Origin of the sequence: Pseudomonas peli (assembly GCF_050563605.1) — a bacterium.
Lineage (GTDB): Bacteria > Pseudomonadota > Gammaproteobacteria > Pseudomonadales > Pseudomonadaceae > Aquipseudomonas > Aquipseudomonas peli_A.
The window spans coordinates 471,991-489,213 of record NZ_JBNXUH010000002.1 but is presented as its reverse complement, the minus strand read 5'-3'; the positions used below and the strand labels follow the sequence as shown (position 1 = coordinate 489,213).

Below are 17,223 nucleotides of genomic sequence, written 5' to 3'. Positions count from 1 at the left end.
GTAGACGGGCCATTCAGTCACTGAATGGCGGGTCACTTGTCTGCTGTCACGGTTGCTGGCTGTCAAAACGGCTGTCGAAGGCGCGCACGAAGGCGTTGCGCAAGATGGCCTTGAAGGCCTGCCAGCGGCTGACGTCATAGGCTTTGAGGTCGCCGTCGATGTTCACTCGGGTGGCGAACTGGTCTTTCCGCTGGTTTTTCAGCAGCCAACTGCCGCCGCCGACCAGGGCTTCCCAAGCGCCGGTGAGGAGACTCTTGTCCTTGGCCGCGACATCCTGCTGCCAGTCGAAGACTTCCATATCGCGCAGCAGCGGTTTGGCGTAGCCCTTGAGCTTGCCCTGGCGGGCATCCAGCTCCATGACGAAGTCGCCCTGGCCGGCGGCAAAGTCGAAATCGGCATAGGCGCGTGTAAAGCTGTTGAGCTGCTTGAGCTGGATATCGGTGATGCGCAGGCGCAGGTCGAAGTCATCCAGTTGGCCGAGCGGGTCGAAGTTGGCGTTGGCTTGCACGGGAGCCTGCTCGAATACCTTGGCGGTGGCTTGCAGGCTGGCCGGGCGCGGATTGTCCGCGACGCTGACGTTGCTCAGGTTGAGGATGCTGCCATTGATCTCGCTGGCCTGCAGGTCGACCGGCGGCTTGGCGGTGAAGTTGCGAAAGGCCAGGGTGCCATCGATCACGCGGATTTCGTTGATGTGGATCGGCAGCAGCCCCCTGAGCTGGGCGCGCCAGTCGACGCCTTCACCGGTTTGTGAATTGGCGGCATTGCCACCGTCGACAAAGGTCAGCTGCGGCCGTTCGAAGGCCACTTCGGCGACCACCGCGCGGGTTTCCCACAGCGCTCGCCAGCTGATGGCCAGGTCGATGGCGGGCGCTTCGAGCAGCGGCACCGGCACCTTGCCATTCAGTTTGACGATATTCAGGCCGTTGATCCGGTAGGCCCCGCGCCATAGCGCCAGGTCGATATCGCTGATCTGCCCGCGGTAATCGCCCATATTGGCCAGCCGGTCATTCAGGTAATCGCGCAGCAGCCAGGGTAGGGCGATATGCAGGGCCAGCAGGGCAATGGCCAGGGTTAGGAGTGTCCAGAGGGGGATGTGGTAGCGCTTCTTCATATAGAAACAGACTTATCCAATAACAATAGGTTTCCTGCCTTGCTGTGCGCATGGCTGGACTGCTGCCCAAACGGGCCTTAGGCTTGGGAGCTTACTCGGCAACGCATGAAAAAGGACCTCGCCATGAGCCGCATCTTCGCAGACAACGCACAAGCCATCGGCAACACCCCGCTGGTTCGCATCAACCGCCTGGGCCCGGCTGGAGTGACCATCCTGGCCAAGATCGAAGGACGCAACCCAGCCTATTCGGTGAAATGTCGCATCGGCGCCAGCATGGTCTGGGATGCCGAAGAGCGCGGTGTGCTTAAGCCGGGCATGACGATTGTCGAGCCAACCTCGGGCAATACCGGTATCGGTCTGGCCTTTGTCGCTGCCGCGCGGGGCTACAAGCTGCTGCTGACCATGCCGGCTTCGATGAGCCTGGAGCGGCGCAAGGTGCTCAAGGCCCTGGGCGCCGAACTGGTGCTGACCGAGCCGGCCAAGGGCATGAAAGGCGCCATCGAGAAGGCTGCGGAAATCGCCGCTTCAGACAGCGCCACTTACTTTATGCCGCAGCAATTCAACAACCCGGCCAACCCGGCGATCCACGAAAAGACCACCGGCCCGGAAATCTGGAACGACACCGAAGGCGCGATTGATGTGCTGGTGTCTGGCGTTGGCACGGGTGGCACCATCACCGGTATTTCGCGCTATATCAAAAAGACCCAGGGCAAGCCGATCCTGTCGGTGGCGGTAGAGCCGATCGGCTCGCCGGTCATCACCCAGACCATCGCCGGTGATGAAGTCAAACCCAGCCCGCACAAGATCCAGGGCATCGGCGCCGGCTTTGTCCCAGGTAACCTCGACCTGAGCATGGTCGACCGGGTTGAGCTGGTCACTGACGACGACGCCAAGGCCGTGGCCCTGCGCCTGATGCGCGAAGAAGGCATTCTTTGCGGCATCTCCTGCGGCGCCGCCATGGCGGCCGCCCTGCGTATCGCCGGCGAACCCGGCATGCAGGGCAAAACCATCGTGGTGATCCTGCCGGACTCCGGTGAGCGCTACCTGTCGAGCATGTTGTTTAGCGATATGTTTACCGAGCAGGAATTGCAGCAGTAAGCATCGATCGCCACAAAAAAGCCGCCTATCAAGGCGGCTTTTTTAATGGGCGTAGATTTTGTGTCGGTTCAGGCTGGTGCCTTGGCCGGGCTACTCGGGCGCACCACCAGCCATAGCGCGATGGCGATCAGCACGCCGCCGTACAGGTAGGCCCAGGACAGCGGCTCATCCAGCAGCAAGGCGCCCCACAGCACGCCGAATGGCGGGATCAGGAAGGTGGTGGTGCTGGCCTTGATCGGGCCGATGTCGCTGAGCAGGCGGAAATACAGCACGTAGGCGAATGCGGTGCAGATAAAGCCCAACCCAGCCAGGGACAGCCACACGTCGAGTCCGCCCCAGCTAGCAGGTGGCTGTATCAGTAGGGAGCCGCCGAAGAATGGCAAAAGAAACAGACTGGCGCCGCACAGGCTGGCAAAGGCGGTCAGACGGTTATCCAGGCCGCCTTGTTGGCCGATCCAGCGCCGTGTGAGAAAACCGGCAAAACCGTAGCAGGCGGTCGCCACCAGGCAGGCAGCAGCGCCCCAGAGCAGCGGCATATCAAACTCCACCGGGCCGGTGCGGGTCAGCACCGCCACGCCGAACAGACCGATGGCCACGCCGGCAGCTTTGCTCAGCGTCAGGGCTTCGGCGAAGAACAGCATGCCGATCAGCACGCCCATCATCGGCGTGGTGGCATTCAGAATCGCCGAGTAACCCGCTGGCAGTACCAGCGCCGCCAGGCAGTACATGGCCGAGGGCAGGCCGGCGTTGATCACCCCGAGCATCAAACAGTGCTTGAGCTTGCCGCTGAAATCCCAGCGCACGCGCATCAGCAGCAGAATCACCAGCAGGCCGAGCATGCCCAGGCTGGCGCGGAAAAACGCCGTCGGCATGCTGCCCAGTACTGGCGCGACGATGCGCATAAACAGAAAACTTGCGCCCCAGATGGCAGCAAGTAACAGCAGACGGATAAGGTCGGCAGGGCGCACAACGGACTCCACAGCGGTGAGAAAGGCCGAGCAGTGTTGCTGGGCTGTCGCGCCAAGGCAATTCGAAATGCGCTTTCAAAGCCGTTGCTTGGCAATATTTCGTGGTAGATAAGCGCGTATCCAGGCATTGCTGGCTTTTACTTGGCGCGGCCACTGGATAAGCTCGGTGGATTGTCCGCATTTCATCTGCAGGGGTTCGTTTATGCCACAGCAATGGCCGGCCAGCGCGATTGCCGCGCTTATCCTCGAAGGCTTCGACGATTACCGCGAGCAGTTCCGGCAGATTACCAACGGTGCGCGGGTGCGTTTCGAGCAGGCGCAGTGGCAGGAAATCCAGCAGGCTTCAGCGGCGCGTATCGCCCTCTATGAAGAGTGTGTCAGCGCAGTCAGTGCGAATCTGCGTCAGGCTTACGCCGAAGAGGTGCTGCTGGATGTGGCGCAGTGGCCGTTGGTTAAATCGGCCTATATCGCTTTGATCGACCTGCGCTACGACGATGAACTGGCGGAAACCTGGTTCAACTCGATTTTTTGCGGGTTGTTCAGCCATGACCAGATCAACGATGGCTGCATGTTTATCCACACCACGCGCCCGGCGCTGCGGGTCAATGAGCGGGCGCCGCAAACCCGTCTGTACGAGCCCAAGGGCAATGTGGACCAGGCGCTTCGGCAGATTTTCGAGGATTTCAGCTTCGAGGTCGGCTATGAAAATCTCGAGCGTGATCTGGCGCGTCTGCTTAAACAGCTGCACGCCAACCTGCCGGATTGGGTGTGCAAGGACCCGGCCCTGCGTATCGAGCTGTTTGCCTCACGCCTGTATCGCAACAAGGGCGCGTACCTGGTCGGGCGCATCTACACCCGTGACGAGCAATGGCCGCTGGTAATCCCGCTGCTGCACCGCGAAGGCCAGGGCATCCAGATCGATGCGCTGATCACCGATGAGGCGGAGGTGTCGATCATATTCTCCTTCACCCGATCCTATTTCATGGTGCGGGTCGGCTACCCGGCCGAGTTTGTCGGCTTCCTCAAACGCATCCTGCCGGGCAAGCATATTGCCGAGCTGTACACCTCGATCGGTTTCTACAAGCACGGCAAATCGGAGTTCTACCGCTCGCTGATCAACCACCTGGCGACCACCGATGACAAGTTTGTCATGGCCCCCGGCGTGCGCGGCATGGTGATGAGCGTGTTTACCCTGCCGGGCTTCAACACCGTGTTCAAGATCATCAAGGACCGCTTCTCGCCGTCGAAGAACGTCGACCGCAATACGGTGATCGAGAAGTACCGTCTGGTGAAAACCGTCGACCGGGTAGGGCGCATGGCCGATACCCAGGAGTTTGCCGATTTCCGCTTTCCGCTGAGCAAATTTGACCCCGAGTGCCTGGCTGAATTGCTGGAGGTGGCGCCGTCTACCGTCGAGGTCAATGGCGACACGGTGCTGGTGCGCCACTGCTGGACCGAGCGACGCATGACCCCGCTCAACCTGTATGTCGAAAGCGCCAGTGAAGCCCAAGTACGTGAAGCGTTGGATGACTACGGTCTGGCGATCAAACAACTGGCGGCGGCGAATATCTTCCCTGGCGATATGCTGCTGAAAAACTTCGGCGTAACCCGTCACGGCCGCGTGGTGTTTTACGACTACGACGAAATCTGCTTTCTGACCGAGGCGAATTTCCGTCGTATTCCCCAGGCGCGCTATCCAGAAGATGAAATGTCTTCCGAACCCTGGTATTCGGTGGCGCCGCTGGATGTGTTTCCTGAAGAATTCCCACCATTTCTGTTTGCCGATATGAAGCAGCGCAAGCTGTTCAACGAGCTGCATGGCGAGTTGTATGACGCCGATTACTGGAAAAGCCTGCAGGAGGCAATTCGCGCCGGCAAGGTCATCGATGTGTTCCCCTATCGGCGCAAGGACCAGGCTGACAAAGAGTATTGAGCGGCGTGCGCCTGGCACTTGGGGTGATTGCCGCTGGCCTGTGGCTGCTGAACGACAGTACCGTTGTGCAGGCGGCCGAGGCTGAAGACAAAGCAGTCGAACTGGCGCCATTGCTGATCACCTCGCCACGCAGCACCACGCGCTGGTTAAGTACCCCGGCTGCAGTGACGGTGGTTGATGCCACTGCAGTGCCAGGTGAGCAGAACCTGGCGCTGGATGCTTTGCTGGCTCGCGTGCCGGGCGTGTTTAGCCTCAACCGCTACAACCTGGCTCAAGGCCTGCGCCCGGCGATTCGCGGCTTTGGTGCGCGCGGTAATTTTGGCGTGCGTGGCATTCGCGTGCTGGTCGATGGCGTACCCTTGACCATGCCGGATGGCCAGACCGAACTCGACGGCCTCGACCTAGGCTTGGTCGAACGCATGGAAGTGCTGCGCGGCCCGGCCTCGGTGCTGTACGGCAATGCCGCTGGTGGCGTGCTGGCCATCGAAACCCGTGAACCGCCGGCCGTCCCTTCGATGCAATTGGACCTGAGCGCGGCAGGCCTGGGTTACCAGCGCACGCGCGGCGAGATCGGCGGTAGCGACGGTAATCTGGGCGGTTTGCTGGCATTTAACAGCACCGTTCTCGATGGCTATCGCGAGCACAGCCGGGCGCAGACCAACAGCCTCACTGGCAAGCTGCGCTGGTATGCACCGACTGGCCGCTTGCGCCTGAACTTCAATGCCATCGACAATCGCGCCGAAGATCCAGGCGGCCTTACGGCTACCGAGGTTAAGGCGGATCGCCGGCAGGCTGCGCCGAACAACCTGCGTTTCGATGCCGATGAATATATTCGCCAGCAGCGTCTGGGCTTGGTCTGGGATGGTTACGCGACGGGTGCCGATGAGTACCAGCTGCGCAGTTACCTGGGGCACCGCGAGTTCGGCAATCAACTGGGCTTTGCCACCAGTGGGCAGACGACCTTCGAGCGTTACTTCAGCGGGATTGGCGGGCAGTACAGCCATCACCGCGAGCTAATCGGCCTGGCTCATAAGATCACCACCGGCTTTGACCTTGAAGCGCAGCGCGATGATCGAAGGCGCTATGACAACCTGTTCGGCGAGCGTGGGCAATCACGTCAGCAGCAGGATGAGTCGGCGCTAAGTCAGGGGCTGTTTATCGAAGATCAGATCGATCTGAGTGAGCAGTGGCAGGCCACGCTCGGGCTGCGCTATGACCAGGTGCGGCTGGCGGTGGATGACTTCTATCTGGCCGATAGCCGCGATGATTCAGGCTCGCGCAGCCTGGAGGACTGGAACTACAGCGCCGGCCTGAGTTACCGCTTTACCCCGCAGCAATCGCTGTATGCGCGACTGGCCAGCTCCTTTGAAACGCCAACCATCAGTGAGTTGGGCAACCCACAAGGGGGCGGCTTCAATAGCGCGTTGCAACCTGCTCAGGCGTTCAGTCGCGAGCTGGGCATCAAAGGCGAATGGCCTTCACTGCGTTACTCCCTGTCGGTGTACCGGATTGAGCTGGAAGATGAGCTGGTGGCGTTCAGCTTGCCGACTCAGCCAGGCCGTAACTTTTATCGCAATGCCGGGCAGTCGCGCCGCGATGGCCTGGAATTGAGCCTGGATTGGCAGTTTGCCGATGCCTGGCGCTGGTCTGCGGCCTATGCCTATAACCGCTACCGTTTTGAGGATTATCAAACGACCGCAGGCGATTTTTCCGGCAAGCGCATTCCCGGTATCCCACGGCAAAGCCTGTTCAGCGAGTTGGCCTATGAGCATCAAGGCGGCTATGTGCGCCTTGGGGTTACAGCTCAGGCACGGGTGTACGCAAACGATGCGAATACGCAGTCCGCACCCGGTTATGCCTTGTTCAATCTGCGCCTCGGCAAGCGTTTTCAGGTCGGCGAGCAAAGCCTGGAGCCTTACCTGGGCATCGATAACCTGTTGGGGCGTGAGTATTTCGATAACCTGCGCATCAACGACGGCAACGCTCGCTACTTCGAGCCGGGGCCGGGACGTACTCTGTATGCCGGCTTACGTGTGCTGTTTTAGCTTGTTGCGACGAAGTGGACAGCAGTTTCAAACAGCCTGAACTAGGCTGAAAAAAGGTGTCCAATCACCTATTCGATGTCCTTGGTTGGAGGCTACTTTATGAGCGCCAAGTTGCAGAATGCCTTGCTTGATCTGTTGGTTGCCCTTGGCTTGTGTGAGCGGCCAAAACTGCAGCCCATTCCCGTGCGCAGCAATGCGCCTGATTCCAAGTCAGTTCCCCCTCGACGCTAGGCTTTTCCCGCCTGTCTGCATGCACTTGGCTATGGTCAGATAACGTCTGGCTGTAGCTGCTATGCGCCGATAACAGCCCTGATCATTACCGCCGGATTTAAAACAAGCATTTGCTAGCGTGTTGGCACTGCTGTGCTAGACCTACACCTGCAGTTATGCAAATAGCTCAGACAGGGATAGCTCCAATGCGCCAGAACCTCCCAGTAACTCAGCGGGAAAGAACGTTTCCCGGGCATGAGCGGCTCATTTCCACCACCGATCTAAATAGCAACATCACCTACTGCAACGACGCCTTTGTCGAAATCAGCGGCTTTACCCGAGAAGAGCTGATCGGCCAACCCCACAACCTGGTGCGCCATCCTGATATGCCTCCCGGCGTATTCGGCCATATGTGGGAGACCATCAAGCAGGGCAAACCCTGGATGGGGATCGTCAAGAATCGCTCGAAAAACGGTGATTACTACTGGGTAAGCGCTTATGTCACACCGATCTACGAAAATGGTCGGGTTGCCGGGTATGAGTCGGTGCGCTCCTTACCTGATGAGGCGCAGAAGCGTCGTGCCGAAAAGCTCTATGCGCGCTTGCGTGAGGGCAAACCGCCGGTGCCCAGGCTGGAGTACTGGACATACGATTTTATCCAGTCATGGCCACTGATTTTGGCCGGCCTGCTGATTCTCGGTGCGCACTTTGTACTGAGCGGTCCATGGCTGTGGGGCTTTATTTTCGTGGCCATGTTTGGTCTCGGCTCTTATCAGCTGCATGCCAAGCGCAGCTTGATCAGGCGCACGCTTGCCGAGCATCCCAAGGCATTTACCAGTGCGCTGGTCGCCCTGACCTATACCGACAGCCGTGGCGCGCAAGCCTTGCTGGATATGGCGATGATCAGCGAAGACGCACGTCTGCAAACAGCGTTGACGCGTATTGAGGACGCCGGCGCAAACGTCAAGACACACGCCACTCGTTCCGCCGATCTGTCGCGCTCCGGTGCGAAGATGCTTGACCAACAGCGCAGTGAAACCGATCAATCGGCCACGGCGATCAACCAGATGGCGGCAACCATTCAGGAGGTGACGCACAACGTGCAGAGCACTTCGCATGCCGCCGAGGAAGCGGATCGGCTGGCCAAGCAGGGCTTGCAGCTGGCCAGCGGCAGTCTCGACTCCATGCACCATATGGCCAAGGCGGTGGTGGATATCGGCCAGGCGGTGAATGACCTGGCCAATTCCACTCAGTCAATCGGCAGCGTGGCGGATGTAATTACCTCGATTGCCGAGCAGACCAACCTGCTCGCGCTTAACGCTGCAATCGAAGCGGCGCGCGCAGGCGAGCAGGGGCGCGGCTTTGCGGTGGTTGCTGATGAGGTACGTTCGCTGGCTTCACGTACGCGAGAGTCGACCGAGCAGATCCACCAGATCATTTCCTCACTACGTGCCGGCGCTGAACGGGCGGTGGTAACGGCAGGCAAGGGCGAGTCAATTTCCAAACAGAGCGTGGAGAGTGTGGAGTCTGTGCGTACCGCGCTGGATGGCATCAGTGCAGCGGTTAGCCGCATCACCGGCATGAGTCAGCAGATGGCCTCGGCTTCTGAAGAGCAGAGCCATGTGGCGGAAGATATCAGCCGGCAGATTACCCAGATTGCCCAGCTCTCCGACCGCAGCGCCGAGCAGGCGCATCAGGGCGCGGCAATTGGCCAGGAGCTGGAAGATATGGCGGATTACCTGCACAGCCTGGCGGAGCGCTTTAACCGCTGAATAACGGCTCGTGTGCATGCTTATCGGTCCACCTCGTATGTGAGGTGGGCCGATTTTCTATGTGTTATGGCAAACTGCGCGGCCGAGGAGAGACCGATGCCACGCCCGCAATGCCCACGTTGTACCCGCCCATCCGAGCGTTGCCTGTGCGCGCTTATTCCCTGTTTAGCAAGCCGTACTCGGGTGCTGATTTTGCAGCACCCGAGCGAAGTCAGGCATGCGCTAAATACCGCACGCCTCGCAGCACTTGGCTTAAGTAACGCCGAATTGTTGGTGGGCGAAGTGTTTGATTCATTGCCAGCGTTGCTCAATCAGCCGGGTTACCAGAGCTGCTTGCTGTTTCCCGGGGAGGGCGCGCTGCCATTGCCGCAGTTCGCCGAACAAGCGGCTGGGCAGCCAACCCTGCTGGTGGTGCCCGATGGCACCTGGCGCAAGGCGCGCAAGCTGCTGCACTGCAATCCGTTGCTGGCTGCTTTGCCGCGGGTCAGCCTGGAGCCTGGCTTGCAGTCGCGCTACCGGTTGCGCAAGGCGCCGCAAGCAGGCGCGCTCTCGACCATCGAAGCCATTGTCAGCGCGCTGGCAACTCTGGAGGCCCCGGCGCAATTCGATGCCTTATTGAGGCCGTTCGAGGCCCTGATCGAAGGACAGATCGAGGCCATGGGCGAGCAGACCTATCAGCGTAACCACCTGGACCCAGCAGACCGTTGAAAAACTATCTGCGTGGGGCGACAGCGCATGCTTAGCCTAAATCGCATAACCCCTTACCAAATATGGGAAAAACGGTCTTAACGATTAGTTAAACCAAGTACTCGATCTGCTTGCCCAACACCTGTGCGTTGGCTTGGCACTACAGATCGGATCGGGTACGCCTCTCGCGTTGCTCTGCCGCTTATCAAGGAGAGAATGCATGAGCAATTCCGTTGGGGTGGTTACTCAGGTTGTTGGCGAGGTCTCGGCTGTCGCGAGCGACGGTTCAACCCGTCTATTGGTCGAAGGCGACCGGGTGTTTCTTGGCGAGCGGTTGGTTTGCGCCAGTGACGGTGCGGTGGCAATCCGCCTCGACCAGGGAGGCGATCTGACCATGGGCCGCGCGAGCAGCCTGTTGCTCAGCCCGGCATGGCTCGCCGGCCAGGCAGAGGAGCAATTACCACCTGAGCCCACCGCCGAGCAATTGCGTGAGGTGGAGGCGCTGCAACGTGCCATTGCCGCTAATGAAGATCCTACCCAGATTGCAGAAGCACCGGCGGCCGGGCCGCAGGAAGGTGGTAATGGCGGCGGAGGTCATTCGTTCGTGCTGCTGAGCGAGACGGGTGGCCAGCTGCAACCAGAGATCGGTTTCGACACCGGGCCGCCGCAGTTCCTCAGCCTGGATATAACGCTGCTGCCGGCCGCCGATACGCTGGATGACGTCGATCCCGCGGTGCCGAACCCGCCAACGCCGCCAATAGATCCGGTCCCGCCAGTGGATCCTCCGTTGTCGCCACCCTTGCTGGTGGTCGGCAGCAATGCCGACGACGAGGCCGGGGGCAGCGCACCGCATCTGGTGCCCAGCCCGCTGGACGTCGATGGCGCCGGCAGTCTGACTGGCAGCTCCGGTAACGATGTATTGGTCGGCGATGCGGGCGGGGTACAGAGCCTGATTACGCCGGGCAAGAACTACAACATCGCCTTGCTGGTGGATTCCTCGGGCAGCATGGCCTACGAGTCGGGTTCCGGTGCGATAAAGATGCAGTTGACCAAGGCTGCCTTAACTCATCTGGCCAACCAGCTCAAAGACCACGATGGTGTGATCAACGTGCAACTGGTGCCGTTCAACAGCAACCTGGGGACGGTTACCACCCTTTATGGGCTCAATGCGGCCAACGTGGGCCTGCTGCTGGCGGCCATCGACGCCCTCGAGGCTCATGGCCTCACTAACTATGAGGCCGCTTTTACCGAGGCTACGCAGTGGTTCAATCAGCAGATCAGCGTGGCCGGCGCCGACAGTGCACAGAATTACCAGCAACTGGCCTTTATTCTCTCTGACGGGCAACCCACGGTGTATCTGGATGCGCTGGGTAATCCGGTCCTCGATACCGGCAATATCACCAATTTCCGCGATGTCGACGATGCCCTGCAGGCCGCCAACAGCATGCTGCAGACCGGCATTGGCGGTAATTCGATTCAGGTGCATGCGATCAGCATAGGTTCGGCCAGCACCTCGGCGGTGCTGGATATGTTCGACAACACCAGCCTGAGCGGTATTGGCACTGTGTTCCTGCCAGATGGCAGCTCGGTCACTGCCCCGACCGGCGAGTCGCAGATCGTGCACCGCGCCGAGGAATTGCAGGCGCTGCTGATCGGTGATTCCACTGACCTCATCCCGTTGCCGCTCGGTGCCGACCAGCTTTACGGCGCCGCGGGTCACGACATCATCTTCGGCGACAGCCTGAACACTGACCATCTGGCCTGGGCCGGAAATCCCGCCGGCAGCCACGACGGCCAGGGCTATCAGGCCCTGCTGGACTTCCTGCAAGCCAGCAATGGCGGAGGCGTGCCCAGCGTGGAGCAGGTGCGCGGCTACATCGTTGAGAATGCCATGACGCTCAACCTCAGCAGCGACCCGCGTGGCGGCGCTGACCTACTCGTCGGCGGGGCGGGCAACGATGTGCTGTTCGGCCAGGGCGGCAGTGACACCCTGATCGGCGGGATGGGCGATGACCTGTTGCTTGGCGGTAGCGGCGCGGATGCATTCGTCTGGAGTGCGGGCAATCAAGGTCATGACCGCATTCTCGACTTCACCCTGGGCGGCAGCGCGGGCGATGCGCTGGATCTGAGTGATCTACTCAGCGGCGAGACATCCGGCAACTTGAGCGATTACCTCAACTTTGCCGTGGTCGATAACGGCGGGTCGCTGAGCACGTTGATTTCGGTCAGCCCCAGTGGCGCAGGCCCGGCGACCCAGACCATCGAGCTGTCCGGTATCGATCTGGCCACGCATTACGGCGTCACTCCTGGCGCTGGTGGCATTGTCAGCGGCGGCGTGGATACCACGCGGATGATCGATGGCTTGTTCGGCGACCAGGCACTGCGGGTGGATTCGGTGTGAGCTGAACGCTCGGGGCTTCGCCATATTGCATAGAAGCTGTTTGCCGAGCTCCACGTCTAACGCTCGCGCATGGCTTCCGAACGAGCCTTCAGTACCGGTTTGAGCAGGTAGTCGAGCACGCTTTTCTCGCCGGTAATGATGTCCACGGTGGCGACCATGCCGGGGATGATCAGCAGCGGGTGTTCATCGCTGCCCAGATGGCTTTTATCGGTACGCACCTGGATCAGGTAGAAGCTGTTGCCTTCTTCATCGGTGATGGTGTCCGCGCTGATCAGCTCTAGATTGGCCCTGAGCCCGCCGTAGATGGTGTAGTCGTAGGCGGTGAATTTGACCATGGCTTTCTGCCCTGGGTGCAGGAAGGCCACATCCTGAGGGCGTACCTTGGCCTCGATCAGCAGGCTGTCGTCCAGCGGCACGATTTCCAGCATGTCATTGCCAGGCTGCACTACGCCGCCAATGGTATTGACCTTGAGTTGCTTGATCACCCCGCGCACGGGGGAGACCACGGTGGTGCGGCTGACGCGGTCGTCAATGGCCACGCTGGAGGCGGTAAGTTTCTGCAGCTCGGTGCGGATTTCATTGAGCTCTTTGAAGGCGTCAGAGCGAAAACTCAGCTCGGACTCTTCGATCTTGCTCTTGATTTCATCCATCGCCGATTCGGCCCGCGGGATCGCCAGGTTGGTGGCATCCAGCGAGCCGCGTACTTCAACCAGGCTGCGGCGCAGGCGAAGGATTTCCACTTGGGAAATCGCACCGGTTGCGACCAGGGGCTGCGACATGTTCAGTTCCTGCTGCAGCAGGCCCACGCTGGAACGGTATTGCTGAGCCTTGGCACGGAACTCGGCCAGCTCCTGGGTTTTTTGTCGTAGCTGTTCGCCGAGGGTGCGTTGTTCGCTTTGCAGGCGGTTTTGCCGAGATTGGTATAGCGCCAGCTCATCCTCGGCCAGTTGCGGAGCCTCGCGCAGAATATCCGCCGGCATGCTGATGGGGCGACCTTCAGCTTCTGCGGTTAAGCGCTCGACCCGTGCCACCAGGGCCAGGCGGTCGGCTTCGGCTTCCCCACGATTGGAGAGAAAGCGCGTGTCATCCAGGCGCAGCAGTACTGCGCCTTTTTCGACGATTTGACCTTCGCGCACAAATATCTCGCTAACGATGCCGCCTTCCAGGTTCTGGATGACCTGGATCTTGCTGGAGGGAATGGCTTTGCCTTCACCGGTTGTGACTTCCTCCAGCACGGCAAAGTTGGCCCAGATCAACGCCACGATCAGGCACGTGCTGACCACCCAGACGGTGATGCGGGTAAACCAGGGCGAGTCTTCGAGAATGGCCCCGTCGACCTCCGGCATAAACTCGGTGTCCTGCTTGCGCTGGCGCATGCTGGCGAAGTAATCGCGAATCGAGGTGCTTATTTGCATGAGCGTTCCTATACCGCTGCGGGGCCAACTCGACCTTTGCGTAGCGCTTCAATGACCGCTTCTTTAGGGCCGTCAGCAACAATATGGCCGTTATCCAGCACCACCAGGCGATCAACCAGGCTGAGCATGGAAGCGCGGTGCGTGATCAGCAGCATGGTTTTGCCTTGTGCCCAGGTTTGCAGGCGGTTGCGCAGGATTTCCTCGCTGGTGTTGTCCATCGCACTGGTGGGTTCATCCAGCAGCAGAATAGGTGGGTCGAGTAACAGGGCGCGGGCCAGCAGCACAGCCTGACGTTGCCCACCGGAAAGCAGTTGGCCGCGCTCGCCGACGGGGCGGTCGAAGCCTTGTGGATGTTGCCGGGCCAGATCGACCACACCGGTCAGTTCGGCCACTTCGAGCATGCGTGCATCGCTCACATAGCGTGCGCCCAAGGTCAGGTTGTCGCGCAGGCTGCCGGCCAGCAGGGGCAGGTCGTGGGCGACGTAACCAATCTGATGGCGCAAGTCGGCCACGTCGAGCTGACGCAGGTCGAGGTTGTCCAGCAGGATCTGTCCTTTGTCCGGGCTATAGAACGCCATCACCAAGCGCGCCAAGGTGCTCTTGCCGGAGCCGCTGCGGCCAATGATGCCGACGCGTTCGCCGGCAGTCAGGCGCAGGCTGATTCCTGCAAGCGCCGGGGTACTTTGCCCGGGGTAACTGAACGTGACGTCGCGTACATCCAGCGCGCCATGCAGTTGGGTCCGGTCCAGTGGGCGTTGTTTGGCCTGACGCTCCTGTGGCAAGGCCATCAACGCATCGGTGCTGGTCATGGTCAGGCGCGCTTGCTGGTAGCGGGTGATCAGTCCGGCAATTTGCCCAAGCGGCGCGAGAATACGGCTGCCCAGCATGTAACAGGCCACCAGCGCACCGACACTGAGCTGGCCGGCGATGATGATGTAAACCCCAGCCACGATGGTGGCCATGCCGGCGAACTGCTGCAGAAACAGCGTGCCGTTAGTGGCGATTGCGGCCAATGAGCGGGCGTGGATATCCAGGCGGGTGAGGGCACCATGGGTTTTTTCCCACTGATGCTGGCGTTCGCTTTCCGCGCTGCAGGCTTTCAGGGTTTCCAGGCCGCCAAGGGTTTCGATCAGCAGCGCCTGGCGTTGCGAGGCCAGTTGCAGGCTTTTTTCCACTGTATCGCGCAGGCGCGCCTGAATGATAAAGGCGAAGAGGGCGGTGATCGGGAACGCCAGGAGGGGGATAACAACCAACCAGCCGCCAATCAGCCAGATCACCGTGATCATCAGAAATGAGAAGGGCAGGTCGATCAGGCTGGTGAGGGTGACGGCCGTGAGAAATTCACGCAGGCCCTGGAAGTCATGGATGCTCTGGGCAAACCCACCGATGGTGGCCGGGCGGGCTTTCATCGACATGCCGGTGATGCGCTCGAACAAGGTGGCTGACAGCACCACATCGGTTTTCTTGCCGGCGGTATCGAGCAGGTGCGAGCGCAGGATTTTCAGCAGCAACTCGAAGCCCATGCCAATAAACAAACCGATGGCCAGTACCCAGAGTGTCGAGGTGGCCTGGTTGGGTACGACGCGGTCATAGGTCTGCATGACAAACAGCGGCACCATCAGGCCGAGCAGGTTGATCAGCAGGCTGGCGAGGATGGCATCGGTATACAGCCAGCGCGATAGCTTCAGGGTGTCGCGAAACCAGGCCTCTATGCGCGGTACCAGTGGTGAGCGTGCTTCTTCCAACTCATGCCGTGGGCGGGCAAAGAAGGCTTGGCCGCTGTATTCGCTGGCCAGTTGTTCACGACTGACCCACTGCTCGCCGCCATCGGCTTCGCAGGGCAGTATCTGCGCCTGGTTCTTTGGGCCCCATTGACGTAGCACAGCGCTGCGGCCGTTTTTCAACAGCAGCAGTACGGGAAGGTTAAGGGTGGAGATGCTGGCCAGATCGCGCTGTAGCAAACGTCCTTGCAAACCCGCTCGCGCCGCAGCGCGTGGTAACAGCTCGGCGGTCAGGCGCTGCTCTGGCAACGGCAGGCCTGCACTCAAGCTGCCACGGCTGGCTGAGCAGCCGTGGAGTTTGCAGAGAATCAACAAGCCATCAAGCAGCGGGTCGTCGTGATTAAGACGCGGATCGCTGGATGACCCCGGCCGTTCCATGGTGGTCAAGGTTTACTACTCCTTATGCCGGTTCTACTTCATGTCCGGCAGACGGGCCTCGCTCTTCACTTCAGTGAGGGCTACAGCTTCTGCCGGTACTACCACTTGCTGCTGACGCAACAAGTCACCCATCGCTGCGGTTACCCGGTACATCGAGAACTCTTCGCTAAAGCGCACTTCGCTGTAGCGGCGGTTAGCGGTAAATAGCTCGTTTTCACTGTCCAGCAGGTCGAGCAGGGTGCGTTGACCCAGGCTGAATTGCTGTTGATAGGCTTCGCGAACCCGCGCGGTGTAGTCCGCGTAGTCACGGGCTTTGGGGGTTTGCAGTCGGGCGTTTTCCATGGCGTTCCAGGCCAGGGAGAGGTTTTCGTTGAGTACGCGCAGGGCGTTGTTGCGGATGTCCATCGACTCATTGATCTGATGGGCAGTCGATTGCAGGCGCGCCTTGTCACGCATGCCGTTGAACAGGTTGTAGTTCATTACAACGGCCGCGCGCCAGCCATTGTTGTGGCCCTCATCACCTTGGGTGTTGTTGTCGGCATTGGTGGCCAGCTCAAGGTCCACGCGTGGATAGAAGGTCGATTTGGCGACTTCGTATTGTTTCTCGGCTGCTTGCACGTCGGACTGTGCGGATTTTAGGAAAGGGTTGTTATCGATTACTGCTTGCCGAGCATCGGTCAGATTCTCCGGCAATGAACCTTTCAGTGAGGCGGGAGAGACCAGCTCGTCGGGCATGCGGCCAACGGCACTGAAGAAGTTAGCTTCAGCATCAGCCAGGTTTACCTGCTCGGTATAAAGGTTGTTCTCGGCCAACGCCAAACGTGCTTCGGATTGGTCAAGGTCTGCGGTACTGCCAACGCCTTGCTGGCTGCGCAGGCTGATCTGATCATTGATACGTTGGTGGGCCTGCAGGTTGTTGCGTGCAAGCTCGACCATTTCACGGCGCATCAGCAGGTCCAGGTACACCTCGACGGTACGCAGGGCCAGGCTTTCCGAAGTGCCCAGCAGGCGATAGGCCCGCGAGTTCACCACCGCTTTGGTGCGGGCCACTTCATTAGGCGTATTAAAGCCATCAAATAGCATCTGCCGCAGACGCAGCTCCGAAGTGCCGTAATTGAGTGTTTCGGTGTTGTGGTTGCCCAGCGCCCGGGTGCTCGGACTGTCGGTATTTTCTCGACCATAACCCATCAGCAGGTCGACGGTTGGCAGGTAACCGCCTTTAGCAATCTTGACTTCTTCATCCGATGAAAGGCGGCTGTTGGCCCCAGCATGAACCTCCGGATGGTTGTCCAGCGTGCCCTGGATCGCCTCCGATAAGGTAATGCCTTGTGCCTGGGTACAGACCGCTGCCAGCACGATACTGCTCCATAAAGGGTTGAGTGCGCGCATCTGGTAACTCTCCTTATAAGATTTTCTAAATCCCG

The 17,223-nt window shown here is 60.1% G+C and carries 11 protein-coding genes and 2 pseudogenes; 8 read left to right on the top strand and 5 right to left on the bottom strand.

Going from position 1 to position 17,223, the window contains the following annotated elements; translation table 11 throughout:
- Positions 1–46: 46 nt before the first annotated feature.
- Positions 47–1,111, bottom strand: coding sequence for a DUF748 domain-containing protein (locus ACQ4LH_RS04455; protein WP_430696099.1), 1,065 nt, complete (start codon positions 1,109–1,111; stop codon positions 47–49).
- Positions 1,112–1,234: 123 nt separating this feature from the next.
- Between ACQ4LH_RS04455 and cysK the strand changes: the two genes are divergently transcribed.
- Positions 1,235–2,209 (top strand): cysteine synthase A, encoded by a 975-nt coding sequence (gene cysK / locus ACQ4LH_RS04450; RefSeq protein WP_430696098.1) that lies wholly within the window; start codon positions 1,235–1,237, stop codon positions 2,207–2,209.
- A 68-nt stretch (positions 2,210–2,277) separates the two neighbouring features.
- Here cysK and ACQ4LH_RS04445 read toward each other — a convergent pair whose 3' ends face one another.
- The gene (locus ACQ4LH_RS04445; protein WP_430696097.1) at positions 2,278–3,177 is read right to left on the bottom strand and encodes a DMT family transporter; all 900 of its coding nucleotides are present in this window, start codon (positions 3,175–3,177) and stop codon (positions 2,278–2,280) included.
- A gap of 202 nt (positions 3,178–3,379) precedes the next feature.
- Here ACQ4LH_RS04445 and aceK point away from each other — a divergent pair, with 202 nt between their 5' ends.
- The 7 genes and pseudogenes from aceK (at position 3,380) to ACQ4LH_RS04410 (ending at position 12,225) form a co-directional block, all read left to right on the top strand.
- On the top strand, positions 3,380–5,110 hold the full coding sequence (gene aceK / locus ACQ4LH_RS04440; protein WP_430696096.1) for a bifunctional isocitrate dehydrogenase kinase/phosphatase: 1,731 nt from the start codon (positions 3,380–3,382) through the stop codon (positions 5,108–5,110).
- 5 nt (positions 5,111–5,115) lie between these two features.
- A complete protein-coding gene (locus tag ACQ4LH_RS04435) occupies positions 5,116–7,155 on the top strand; it encodes a TonB-dependent receptor family protein (protein ID WP_430696095.1) in 2,040 nt (679 codons plus the stop codon).
- Between the two features lie 99 nt (positions 7,156–7,254).
- A complete protein-coding gene (locus tag ACQ4LH_RS04430; RefSeq protein ID WP_305589734.1) occupies positions 7,255–7,386 on the top strand; it encodes a PA1414 family protein in 132 nt (43 codons plus the stop codon).
- A gap of 155 nt (positions 7,387–7,541) precedes the next feature.
- Positions 7,542–7,853 (top strand): annotated as a pseudogene (locus ACQ4LH_RS04425) (PAS domain-containing protein); the annotation flags it as partial.
- Positions 7,854–8,162: 309 nt separating this feature from the next.
- Positions 8,163–9,137 (top strand): annotated as a pseudogene (locus tag ACQ4LH_RS04420) (methyl-accepting chemotaxis protein); the annotation flags it as partial.
- 96 nt (positions 9,138–9,233) lie between these two features.
- Complete coding sequence (locus ACQ4LH_RS04415; protein WP_430696094.1) at positions 9,234–9,845, top strand: tRNA-uridine aminocarboxypropyltransferase; 612 nt, start codon at positions 9,234–9,236, stop codon at positions 9,843–9,845.
- A gap of 199 nt (positions 9,846–10,044) precedes the next feature.
- Positions 10,045–12,225 carry a retention module-containing protein gene (locus ACQ4LH_RS04410; RefSeq protein WP_430696093.1) on the top strand — a complete coding sequence of 727 codons (2,181 nt, stop codon included), beginning with the start codon at positions 10,045–10,047 and terminating at the stop codon, positions 12,223–12,225.
- A gap of 56 nt (positions 12,226–12,281) precedes the next feature.
- Here ACQ4LH_RS04410 and ACQ4LH_RS04405 read toward each other — a convergent pair whose 3' ends face one another.
- From ACQ4LH_RS04405 to ACQ4LH_RS04395, 3 genes are read right to left on the bottom strand one after another with little or no spacing between them, the layout of a single operon-like run.
- A complete protein-coding gene (locus ACQ4LH_RS04405; RefSeq protein WP_430696092.1) occupies positions 12,282–13,640 on the bottom strand; it encodes an HlyD family type I secretion periplasmic adaptor subunit in 1,359 nt (452 codons plus the stop codon).
- Positions 13,641–13,648: 8 nt separating this feature from the next.
- Positions 13,649–15,799 carry a type I secretion system permease/ATPase gene (locus ACQ4LH_RS04400; protein WP_430696146.1) on the bottom strand — a complete coding sequence of 717 codons (2,151 nt, stop codon included), beginning with the start codon at positions 15,797–15,799 and terminating at the stop codon, positions 13,649–13,651.
- Positions 15,800–15,832: 33 nt separating this feature from the next.
- A complete protein-coding gene (locus ACQ4LH_RS04395) occupies positions 15,833–17,188 on the bottom strand; it encodes a TolC family outer membrane protein (protein ID WP_430696091.1) in 1,356 nt (451 codons plus the stop codon).
- Positions 17,189–17,223: the final 35 nt, after the last annotated feature.